Origin of the sequence: uncultured Polaribacter sp., assembly GCF_947501385.1 — a bacterium.
Lineage (GTDB): Bacteria > Bacteroidota > Bacteroidia > Flavobacteriales > Flavobacteriaceae > Polaribacter.
Window position 1 is genome coordinate 1 of the sequence record NZ_CANMVP010000115.1, and the last position, 217, is coordinate 217.

Here is a 217-nt window from a genome sequence, read left to right on the forward strand (position 1 = left end):
CCATCAAAGGTTATTGTTCCTTGTGCTGTTCCTGTTCCTGCATCCACTATTGTTGTGTTTGCATCTGGTATAAAATCGTCATTTGCTAAGACATTTACTGTTCCTAATCTACCCTCAACTACTGTTAATACATCTGTTGCTGTTGTTGGTGTTAGTGGATTTGGATCTGTGGTGTCTGGATTCCCATCATTGTCATCATCTAAATCGGTTATATCTG

General features: G+C 39.2%; 1 protein-coding gene. It reads right to left on the reverse strand.

Annotated features, from left to right (window positions below; genetic code table 11):
• A partial coding sequence (locus tag Q0998_RS19330; protein WP_299673109.1) for a hypothetical protein occupies window positions 1-217 on the reverse strand: 217 nt, incomplete at both ends.